The organism is Allobosea sp. (genome assembly GCF_030694325.1).
GTDB lineage: Bacteria > Pseudomonadota > Alphaproteobacteria > Rhizobiales > Beijerinckiaceae > Allobosea.
On record NZ_JAUXYO010000214.1, the window covers coordinates 1 to 10,519 of the forward strand.

At 68.5% G+C, this 10,519-nt stretch carries 10 protein-coding genes and 1 pseudogene; 3 read left to right on the forward strand and 8 right to left on the reverse strand.

Annotated features, from left to right (window positions below; genetic code table 11):
* From Q8M82_RS14105 to Q8M82_RS14115, 3 genes and pseudogenes are all read right to left on the reverse strand, one after another.
* Positions 1–1,098, reverse strand: a pseudogene (locus Q8M82_RS14105) (hypothetical protein); the annotation flags it as partial.
* A 99-nt stretch (positions 1,099–1,197) separates the two neighbouring features.
* On the reverse strand, positions 1,198–2,958 hold the full coding sequence (gene argS, locus Q8M82_RS14110; RefSeq protein WP_305691972.1) for an arginine--tRNA ligase: 1,761 nt from the start codon (positions 2,956–2,958) through the stop codon (positions 1,198–1,200).
* Between the two features lie 202 nt (positions 2,959–3,160).
* Entirely contained in the window at positions 3,161–4,408 is a 1,248-nt protein-coding gene (locus tag Q8M82_RS14115) for a deoxyguanosinetriphosphate triphosphohydrolase (RefSeq protein WP_305691973.1), read from the reverse strand.
* A 97-nt stretch (positions 4,409–4,505) separates the two neighbouring features.
* On the opposite strand from Q8M82_RS14115, the gene Q8M82_RS14120 reads away from it, so the two are divergent.
* Entirely contained in the window at positions 4,506–4,853 is a 348-nt protein-coding gene (locus Q8M82_RS14120; protein ID WP_305691974.1) for a HesB/IscA family protein, read from the forward strand.
* Between the two features lie 125 nt (positions 4,854–4,978).
* On the opposite strand, the gene Q8M82_RS14125 is transcribed toward Q8M82_RS14120, so the two are convergent.
* A complete protein-coding gene (locus Q8M82_RS14125) occupies positions 4,979–5,593 on the reverse strand; it encodes a cold-shock protein (RefSeq protein WP_371126357.1) in 615 nt (204 codons plus the stop codon).
* 177 nt (positions 5,594–5,770) lie between these two features.
* On the opposite strand from Q8M82_RS14125, the gene Q8M82_RS14130 reads away from it, so the two are divergent.
* The gene (locus tag Q8M82_RS14130; protein WP_305691975.1) at positions 5,771–6,403 is read left to right on the forward strand and encodes a LysE family translocator; all 633 of its coding nucleotides are present in this window, start codon (positions 5,771–5,773) and stop codon (positions 6,401–6,403) included.
* A gap of 195 nt (positions 6,404–6,598) precedes the next feature.
* Positions 6,599–7,573, forward strand: a complete 975-nt coding sequence (locus tag Q8M82_RS14135) for an alpha/beta hydrolase family protein (RefSeq protein WP_305691980.1) — start codon at positions 6,599–6,601, stop codon at positions 7,571–7,573.
* 27 nt (positions 7,574–7,600) lie between these two features.
* On the opposite strand, the gene Q8M82_RS14140 is transcribed toward Q8M82_RS14135, so the two are convergent.
* From Q8M82_RS14140 to Q8M82_RS14155, 4 genes are all read right to left on the reverse strand, one after another.
* On the reverse strand, positions 7,601–8,056 hold the full coding sequence (locus Q8M82_RS14140) for a DUF3429 domain-containing protein (protein WP_305691976.1): 456 nt from the start codon (positions 8,054–8,056) through the stop codon (positions 7,601–7,603).
* A gap of 304 nt (positions 8,057–8,360) precedes the next feature.
* Positions 8,361–8,930, reverse strand: a complete 570-nt coding sequence (locus Q8M82_RS14145; protein ID WP_305691977.1) for a hypothetical protein — start codon at positions 8,928–8,930, stop codon at positions 8,361–8,363.
* Positions 8,931–8,974: 44 nt separating this feature from the next.
* Positions 8,975–9,211: a hypothetical protein gene (locus tag Q8M82_RS14150; protein ID WP_305691978.1), complete on the reverse strand. Its 237-nt coding sequence runs from the start codon at positions 9,209–9,211 to the stop codon at positions 8,975–8,977.
* A 161-nt stretch (positions 9,212–9,372) separates the two neighbouring features.
* A complete protein-coding gene (locus Q8M82_RS14155) occupies positions 9,373–10,086 on the reverse strand; it encodes an SIR2 family NAD-dependent protein deacylase (protein ID WP_305691981.1) in 714 nt (237 codons plus the stop codon).
* Positions 10,087–10,519: the final 433 nt, after the last annotated feature.

A 10,519-nucleotide genomic window follows, 5' to 3' on the forward strand; every position in this document is an offset into this window, starting at 1 on the left:
GGGCACCGGCGGCACCGGCGTCAGGGCCGGCTCGGCCGGCGCCGCCAAGGGAACCGCTACCGCGGGCGCCTGGGCGAGCGCATTGCCGGCGGCCTGCGGAGCGATCGGCGTGGCAGTGGCTGTGCCGGGACCCGGGAGGACCACGCGCGCCGGCATCGAGCGCGCCGCCTGCTGCACGTCGACCGGCTGCTCCTCGCGGCTGACGACCTTGGTCTGGCCGGACTGCTGATCGCCGGGCCGCTCGTAGATCTGCTTGTTCTGATTGGGAATCTCGGCGCCGCCCGGATTGACCGGCTCGACCTTCGTCGGCCCGGTCGCAGCGGCGATCGTCGGCGGCTGGCCATCGGCCGTCTTGGGAGTGCCGCGCATCGACATCACCGTGCCGACGCCGACCACGCCGACGACGATCAGGGCCGCCGCGGCATAGAGCCCCTTGCGCGAACGGCGCGGCTCGAGATCCGGCAGGTCCTCGTCAGCGGGAACGGCGTGATAGGCCTGCAGATCCTCGGAAGGCTGCGGCACGTAGGCGGCATGGCCGTCCGGCATCTCGTCGAGATCGCGCGCCGTCGGCACCGACGCCGGCGCCGCGGCCCGGACATAGGGCTGCTGCGGCTGGGCCGGTTCGAAGCCCTGATCGGCATCGTCGAAACGCGGCTCCGCGCGGACCGGGGCAGCGGCGGGCGCGGCCCGCACCGGTTCGTTGCGGCGCAACAGCGCCTCGAACTCGTCGAGGGCGCCTCGCAGCTCGGCCGGCGGCTGCGACTGCGCGGCGACGGCCTGGAAATGGCTGACGGCGTCGAGCGGAACGTCCCGGGCCGGCGCGGCGGGGCGCACGGCCTCGCGGCCGATGCTCGACGGCAACGGAGAGGGTTCCGGCGCAGGCACGGGCGCAGGCCAGGAGGCGGCCCGCTGCTGGCCCGCGGCCGGGCCGCGATGACCGAAGATATCCTTCAACGGATCACCCTGATCGACGATGCGCGTCAGCTCCGCCAGCGGATCGGCCGGCTGGCCGGAGCGCGGCACCTGGCCGGCGCTGCGAAGCTGGCGCTCGAGATCCTCGAGATCGAGGGCGAAACGGTTTCTAGCTGGCTCACTCATGGCACGATCCATTCCAGCGCAGGCCACCAGCGCGAAAGGGAACGCCCTCTACCCCGCGCGGTCAACCTGACCTTGTGCGCGCCGAGAGCCCTGCGGCCGTCAACGCATCTCTTCCGGCGCCGCAACTCCGGCGACAGCCAGACCGGAAGCAAGGACGCTGCGCACCGCATGCACAAACGCCAACCTCGCCACAGTCGACTCTCGATCAGTTTGATTAACGAACCGTAATTGCGGCGAGTCTTTGCCCTTGTTCCACAAAGAATGGAACGCGCTGGCCAGCTCATGCACGAAGAAGGCCACGCGATGTGGCTCATGCGCCGCCGCAGCGCCTTCGATGATTCGCGGATAGGCCGCGATCAACTTGACGATGCCGATTTCGGCCTCGTCGGTGAGGCGGGCGAGATCGGCCCGGGCCAGCGCCTGCGGGGTGACATCGAGATCGGGAAAGGCCTCGCGCGCCTGCCGGAAGATCGAGGCACAGCGCGCATGGGCGTACTGGACGTAGAAGACCGGATTGTCCTTCGACTGCTCGACCACCTTGGCGAGATCGAAGTCGAGCGTCGCGTCGTTCTTGCGGAAGATCATCATGAAGCGCACGGCATCGCGGCCGACCTCGTCGATGACCTCGCGCAGCGTGACGAAATCGCCGGAGCGCTTCGACATCTTCACCGGCTCGCCGTTGCGCAGCAGCTTGACGAGCTGGCAGAGCTTGACGTCGAGCGCGCCCTGCCCGGCCGTGACCGCCTTCACAGCCGCCTGCATGCGCTTGACATAGCCGCCATGGTCGGCCCCCCAGACGTCGATCATCTGCGGAAAGCCACGGATGAACTTCGAGCGGTGATAGGCGATGTCGTTGGCGAAATAGGTGTAGCTGCCGTCCGACTTCAGCAGCGGCCGGTCGACATCGTCGCCGAACTGGGTGGCGCGGAACAGCGCCTGCTCGCGGTCCTCCCAATCCTCGTCCTTCTGGCCCTTGGGCGGGGGCAGCCGGCCCTGATAGATCAGATCACGGGCGCGCAGATCGGCGATCGTCTCGGCGACGACGTCGACGCCGCCGTCGTTCTGCAGCGAGCGTTCGGAGAAGAAGACCTCGTGGACGACGCCGAGCGAAGCGAGATCGTCGCGGATCATCGCCATCATGCCGTCGATGGCTGCGGACCGAACCAGCGGCAGCCACTCGGCCTCCGGCTTCGCCAGCAACGCCTCGCCATGGGCCTTCGCCAGGCTCTGACCCACCGAGACGAGATAGTCGCCCGGATAGAGCCCTTCCGGGATCGTGATCGTCTCGCCCAGAGCCTCGCGGTAGCGCAGGAAGGCGGAGCGGGCGAGCACGTCGACCTGCGCCCCGGCGTCGTTGATGTAGTATTCGCGCGTCACGTCATGGCCGGCGAAGGCCAGGATATTGGCCAGCGCATCGCCGAAGACGGCGCCGCGGCCATGGCCGACATGCATCGGCCCGGTCGGGTTGGCCGAGACATATTCGACATTGACCTTGGGCTGCGGCCTCGGCGCACCGCGGCCATAGTCGAGCCCGCGCTCGACCGCGTCCTTCAGGATCGCCGTGAACACCGAAGGCTGAAGCGTCAGGTTGATGAAGCCCGGTCCCGCGATCTCCGTCTTGACGATCTCGGGGGCCTTGGCGAGTTCCTCGACCAGCAGCGCCGCCAGCGCGCGCGGATTGGTGCCGGCTTCCTTGGCCAGCACCATTGCGGCGTTGGTGGCGAGATCGCCATGGGCCGGATCCTTCGTCGGCTCGACCACGACGCGGCCGAGATCGAGCCCGGCGGGCAGCGCCCCGCGCTCGGCGAGCGCCGCGAGCGCGGCGGCGACACGGGCGGAATAGGTCTCGAACAGGTTCATCGAATGTCGTCTTCGCGCTGTGGGGCAGCTTTCGGCGCCCCTTCCATCCTCAGCCCTCATCCTGAGGAGCGATCGCAGATCGCGTCTCGAAGGATGCTCCCGATGTCTCCGGACCCTCCTGGACCATCCTTCGAGGCGCCGCTGCGCGGCTCCTCAGGATGAGGACTGCTCGATTCCGAACGTCGGCATACGGCGCCCGGCCCTATCGCAGCGTGGGGGTCGCGTCAAACAGGCGCCGATGCTCGTCGAGCGCGTACCAGTCGGTCATGCCGGCGATATAGTCGGCCACCCGCCGCGCCACGCGCTGCGCGTCGAGGCCGTCGCACCCCGCGGCCCAGTCCGCCGGCATCAGGCCGGGATCGGCCCGGAAACGACCGAACAGGTCGCGCACCACCTGCGCCGCCTCGCGGCGGATCGGCGCGATGCGGGCATGGCGGTACATGTTCGGATAGAGGAAGGCCTTGATCTCGTGGTCGGCCGCCTCGATCTCCGCCGGGAAGGCGATGACAGGCCGGCCCGCCCGACGGACCGCATCGGCATCCGTCGGGGCGAGCGCCGAAAGCCTTGCTTGCGATTCGGCGATCGTGCCCTCGACGAAATGCGTGATCACCCGCCGCACCAGCTCGTTGGTGGCCCGGGCGGTATCCAGCCCCGGATGCAGGGCCTCGATCTCGTCGAGAAGCCCAGCCAGGAAGGGCACCGCGCGCAATTCGCCATGGCCGAAGAGCCCGGCCCGCAGGCCATCGTCGATGTCATGGGCGTTGTAGGCGATGTCGTCGGCGAGGGCCGCCGCCTGCGCTTCCGCCGAGGCGAAAGTGTCGAGCCAGAGGTCCTGCTTTGCCTGATACTCGACGATCGCGGCCGGGATGCCGGTCTGCGCATAGCGCTCCGTCGGCGAGCCATCGGCGTCCAGCAGGGGGCCGTTGTGCTTGACCAGCCCCTCGAGCGTTTCCCAGGTCAGGTTCAGCCCATCGAAACCGGCATAGCGCCGCTCCAGCCGCGTCACGATCCGCAGCGTCTGGGCGTTGTGGTCGAAGCCGCCGGCATCAGCCATGCACGCGGCCAGCGCATCCTCGCCGGTATGGCCGAAGGGCGTGTGGCCGAGATCGTGTGCCAGCGCCAGCGCCTCGGCGAGGTCCTCGTCGAGCCCGAGCGCCCGCGCCAGAGCCCGCGCGATCTGCGCGACCTCGATCGTATGCGTCAGCCGCGTCCGGAAATGGTCGCCCTCATGCGAGACGAAGACCTGCGTCTTGTGCTTCAGCCGGCGGAAGGCGGTCGAATGGATGATACGGTCGCGGTCGCGCTGGAACGGGTTGCGCGTCGGCGAGGCCGGCTCCGCGATGAGACGCCCGCGACTCGTCGCCGCCCGGCAGGCGTAAGGCGCGCGCCAGCGATCGCCGGGTTCGCGCCCGTGAGGCTCGCCGAAGACGGGGTTGAGTGGATGCGGCATAGCGGGTCCGTCGCCGCCCCGGCTTGTCGAGGGGCTGGGGCGCCATTACCTTTGCGGGCAACCAAGGTGCAAGGAGCTTCTGCTCCGGGAGATCGCCATGACCACCTCGCTCGAAGCCCCCGTGGGCGTCGCCGTGACCGAGAAGGCCGCCAGCCGCATCCTCGCCGTGATGGCGACGGAGCCACCCGGTTCGATGCTGCGCGTCAGCGTTGCCGGCGGCGGCTGCTCGGGCTTCCAATATGTCTTCGACGTCGATCGCGAGAAGGCGCCGGGCGACATCGTCATCGAGCGCGACGGCGCCACAGTGCTGATCGACGAGACCTCGCTCGATCTGCTCGCCGGCAGCACGATCGACTTCGTCGACGACCTGATCGGCCAGTCCTTCAAGATCACCAATCCGAACGCGACCAGTTCCTGCGGCTGCGGGACGTCGTTCGCGCTGTGATGCGTCATCGTCGGGCTTGCCCCGACCATCTCGGTGAAGAAGAGGCGCAATTCCCCCTCGGGCAAGAAGAGGCGCCGGTCGCAGCGTGAGATGCTCGGGTCGAGCCCGAGCATGACGCGAGGCGCTCAGTGCGAGCTCGGCGCCCCGCCCTGCTCCAGCCGGATCTCGGCGGCCATCAGGCCCTTCGGCCCGGGCCCGTAGCGCACCAGAACGACCTGTCCGGGAATCAGCTCGACGAGGCCGTAGCGGCGCATCGTCTCCATATGGACGAAGACGTCGGGCGAGTTCTCGCCGGCCGAGACGAAGCCGAAGCCGCGCAGCCGGTTGAACCACTTCACCGTCATGCGCTCGAGCCCGCTGGTCGGCGTGACCTGGACATTGGTGCGCGCCAGCGGCATCTCGGAGGGGTGACGCGCGGCGGTGGTGTCGATCGAGAGTACGCGGATGGCTTGGCGGCCGCGCGGCTTCTCGACCGCTTCGAGCACGATGTGAGCCCCTTCGGCGATCGCATTGAAACCATCGCGCTTCAGGATGGTGACATGAACCAGAACGTCGGCCCCGCCATCATCGGGCACGACGAAGCCGTAGCCCTTGCTGACGTCGAACCATTTCACATAGCCGCCGATCTCGACGCCGACATCCGCGGCGAGGCCCTCGGGCCCGTCGAGCCGCATCACGCGATTGAGCGACTGGATCGGTCCCACCGGCCGCCGCCCGCCCTCACCGAACTCGTCGGACATTGACTACCCACCCCCGCCCGAAATGGCTTGATTCGCCTTGGCACGATACCACCCCCGGGGAGTCGCGATACAGCCGGCTTCGCGTCATCCACATCCGCGATCGTCGAAAAGCTCGATCGGCGCGGCTCATTGGGCTAGATCACGACCGGCGCGGCAGGGCGCTCGGCGGAGGATGGGATGCCCGATCTCGCGACACTGGCGCTCTTCGCCGCCGCCTGTGCGGTGCTGACCGCCACGCCCGGCCCCGACATGCTGCTGATCGCCTCGCGCAGCCTCGGCCAAGGCCGCGGCGCCGGCTTCCTGACCTATGCCGGCATCGCCGCCGGCAGCTATCTCCAGGCCTTCGCCGCGGCATTGGGCCTGTCGCAGCTCTTCCTGCTGGTGCCGGCCGCCTATGACGCGCTGCGTTTTGTCGGCGCGGCCTATCTCGCCTGGCTCGCCTGGACGACACTGCGCGCGCCCGCCGCCCTGTTCGCACCGCGCGCAGACCAGCCCCGGCTCAGGCTGCGGGCGATCTTCCTGCAGGGGATGCTGACCAACCTGCTCAACCCCAAGATGGCGCTGTTCATGCTGGCGCTGTTGCCGCAGTTCCTGAAGCCCGAGGCCGGGTCGATCATGCTTCAGGTAATCGTGCTGGCCACGATCCTGAACCTGATGGGCCTGATCGCCAACGGCATCGTCATCCTGACGGCGGGCCGGCTCGGCCGGGCGCTCGCCGCAAGGCCGCATCTCGCAGCCTGGCCGCAGCGGCTGATGGGCGCGGTGTTCGGGGCCCTGGCGCTGAGGCTGGCGTTGGCTTCGCGGGATTGACGCCCGCCGGGATCGAGTTGCCTGCTCTTTGATCGAGGGCAACGGTCCAAATTGGTAACGGCGCTCCCTTATCATGGTGCTGGCGCGCGCAAGCCCGACGGGCAGCGCATCGGGATCGCCGGCGGCGATCGGTGGCGGAAAGGTCGGTCTGGGAAAATGCCGAAGCGGCTTGTGTGGCGGGCTATCGCCGTCTTGATGATCGCACAGGCTCAGTCGGCTCTGGCCCAGCGGCTGGAACTGCCGGCAGGCGCGCCAACCGAACCCAAGGACCTCGCAATCCCGCGCGGCGCGGAACCCTTCGATCCCTACGAAGCGCTGCACGGCTCGCGCAGTTCATCGGCCCAGTGTTTGACCGTGCCTAACGGCTTCTGGATCGAATTCGATGGCAAGGGCGATTGCATCCGCGCCTATGCGCACGGGTTGAGTTCAGCCGATCATCCGGTGGTCCTGGTCTATTTCAGCGGCGACGTCTTGCTGAAGACCAGGACGGCCGTGCGCTTCGTGGCCCCGACATATGAGCGGCGCTCTCCCGATGGGCTCCAGCGCGATATGGCGCGATGGTCCCAGGAGGCGGGGCGTCCGGCCATATTCCTGGCACGCCCCGGCATGTTCGGATCGTCAGGCGATCACAATGCGCGCCGCGAATTCCGCGAGGTGATGCTGATGGACCGCGCGCTCGACGCCATCAAACATCGCTATCGTGTCTCGCGCTTCGTTCTCGCGGGTCAGTCCGGCGGCGGGCAGATCGCGGCGGCGCTCTTGAACCGGCGGCACGACATTTCGGCCGTGGCCCTGTCGTCGGCATTGGTGTCCGTGCGCGAGGTCACGCGGTACTGGGACCGGCGCCGGACGGTTCAGAGCACCAACATCCCCGCTCTTCACGATCCCATCGACCATGTCGGGAGGATTGCCACCCATCCCAAGCCGCAGGTCATCGTTCTGTCGGATCGCGAGGATCGGATCGTTCCCTATGAGAGCCAACTGGCCTATGTGCGGCGGCTGCAGGCGACTGGTTTCGAACCGCTGCACGTGCTGATGACGGCTCCGGACAAGACCCGGCATGCGCTGGCGCGTCACGGCCGGCGCGCAGCCGCGATGATGGCGCGCGGCGACTCGATCGCGACCATCAGGGCCGAGCTGGAAAAACAGCCGTCTCAGGCAGATCCCTGAAGCAACGGTCTTCTCGACGCGAAACCGTCAGGCCGCGGCGGCCGCGACGCCCAGCAGCACCGCGACGACGGCCGACAGGCCGAGCCGCAGCCGGCCATACCACTCGGCGGCGACCTCGCGGCAGTACAGCCCGTAATCCATCAGCCCGAGCAGCACGAAGGCGACGCAGAGCGTCCACAGCGCCGCGCCCGGCGCCAGCAGCGTCGCGCCCCAGCCGATCAGCGCCGGCACCACCGCGATGACGAAGTCGCGCCGCTGCGTCGCCTCGCTCTCATAGCCCATGGCGATGCCCCAGCGTACGCCGCCGAGGAAGGAGAGGATCGCGACCCCATAGACGATCAGCGCCTGCGTCAGCCGCTCGCCGCCGCCGATGCCCGGCACGGCAAAACCGGCCGCCAGCCCGGCGGTGCAGGCCAGGAACGGGATGACCCCGGCCGCGCCGAGTGCGAGGGCGGCGGAGGGAATGGTTTTCTCGCTGGACATGGACGGCCTTCGACGGATCTGCGGACGACGGGATGGCGACGCCCTGCCCGCATAGCCTTTTTCGACGTAGCCTCAAGCTGTTTGGCAGCCCTGGTACCGAAAGGTCGCAGGCACATGGAATGCGCAGGCGGAGCCGGCATCATCCCGGCGTCCGCCCGGATCACGGCCTGCGAGCGTTGCGCCATCCGCACGGCCTGCGCGCGCGGCAACGGCACGCCGCCTCACATCCGATGTAGCCGCCCCTGCGATCAGCCCTGGGACGTTACGACCCGCGCCGGCTTCTCCGTGCGGGTCGGTTTCACCATCAGAGTTTCCGGAACTGAAATGCCTCCGCGAAAGTCAGCGCGACCATGTCGCCGCGCCTGAGGCGCCGGAGATCGTTCTGGATGGCGGGATCGGACACCGTATGGGTGCGTGCTCCCGCCGGCCCGACGTAGTTGACGATGCGGGTCGCGGGATCGAAGCTCTCGAACCGCGCCGTCAGCGTGAGCGAGCGCACGACGAATTTCTCCGGCAGCCCCTGGAAGGAGGCATCACTGACCGCCTCCGAGTAGACGATGCTGGGCTCAGCGCCCCTGCGAGCCCGCTTGACCCCGAGGATCACGCCTTCGACGCGTCGGATTTCGACCCGATCTCCGGCATTGATGTTCTGCAGATCGCCGAACAGCGCCGGAACCGCGACCTGCCAGACGTTCCTGCCCTGGCGGACGCGGACGATCCGTTCGGCGGGTTCCACGTCGACGACCTCGACCTCCAACCGCTCGACCTCGACCGGGCCGAGGCCTGCGACGATGACCGTCTGGGTCGAGACCACCGGGGAGGATGCGCAACCTGCCAGCCCTGCCGCCAGCGACATCGCAAGGACAATACTCATCTGCTTCAGCATCGGAGCTCTCCATCAGATCGACAGCTAAGGGTTCAGTAGCGAACAGGTCGTCGCACCACGGCGCGCCCGGGAGTGACGACCACGGGTCGCGGCGCGACCACGACCGGCTTCGGGGCGACCGCGACAGGACGACGGACGACCACGGCTCCGCCGGAGGAGACGCAGCCGGCGCGAACCACGCCGCGCGCACAGACGACGGCATTCGCGTCGCTCGAAAAGAATGTCGTTGAACTGCCGACCAGGCAGATCGTCATCAGGATCTTTTGCATAGCTCGCTCCCCGCCGACCCTTCGTCAGCTGGGCCGTTGCGGCGACGCTATACCCAATCGAACCGCCTGTCCTTGGGTAAAGTCGAGAAAACGACACCTGCCCGAGGCGACCGTGCGGACGCCGCTTGCCGGTCTCCCGGTACCATTCTGGCCTTGGGACCCTACCCCGCCAGCGGCCCCAGCGCCGCGCCGATCTCCGCCCGCACCACCAGATCGGCGATCGCGTCCAGTTCCGTCGGCTCGCGGTTGACGATGATCAGCGTCGCTGCCCGGCGCTTGGCGATGACCGGCAGCGTCGCCGCCGGATAGACCACGAGCGAGGACCCGAGGACGAGGAAAAGCTCGGCCTCCAGAGCCAGTTGCTGGGCCCGGATCATCTTGTCCTGCGGCATCGCCTGGCCGAAGGAGATCGTCGCGGATTTCACCGGTCCCCCGCAGGCGGCACAGTCCGGCGGCTCGCCGGTGGCCTCGAAGACGGGGCGGATCTCGGCCAGCTCGTGCCGGCGGCCGCAGCCCAGGCAGGTCGCATAGGTGCCGTTGCCATGCAGCTCGATCACCTGCGCGTCGGGCACGCCCGAGGCCTGGTGCAGCCCGTCGATGTTCTGGGTGATGATCGCGGGCGCCCGGCCCTGCCCGACCAGCCGCGCCAGCGCGCGATGGCCGGCATTGGGCGCGGCGCCGGCATAATGGTCGTCCATCGCGAATTTGCGCCGCCAGGCCTCGGCCCGCGCCTCGCGGCTCTTGACGAAGGTCTCGAACGGGATCGGCTTGTTGACCATCCAGGGTGAGCCCGCCGTCCGGAAGTCCGGCACACCCGATTCGGTCGAGATGCCCGCCCCGGTGAAGGCGACGATGCTGCCGGCGGCGTCCAGCATCGCATGCAGCGTCTCGATGGCGTCGTGAGTCTCGTCTGGCACGCAAATCGTCCCTATCCGTGATCAAGAGGGTATAAGATGGAGGGGCAGTCCAGGCAGCGTCTTTTCATCGCATTCGAGGCCCTCGTCGAGCAGGATGAGGTTGTCGGAGACCAACACTGTCATCCCGGACGCAGCGCAGCGGAGCTCCGGGATGACGCTCGGATAATCCGATCGCCCGTTGGTGCGATTGACGAAGGCCCACCCGCGTCCCAAAGCTGCCGGCCATGGCCGACACGACGCTTCCCGCCCTGAACCCCGACCTTCTCGACACCGCCACCCCGCCGATCCCGCAGGCGCAGGGCTGGGCGCGCGCCTATGACGGGCGCTCGGGCCCGCTGGTCGACCTTTCGCAGGCGGTGCCCGGATCGCCGCCGCCGGCCGCGCTGCTGGA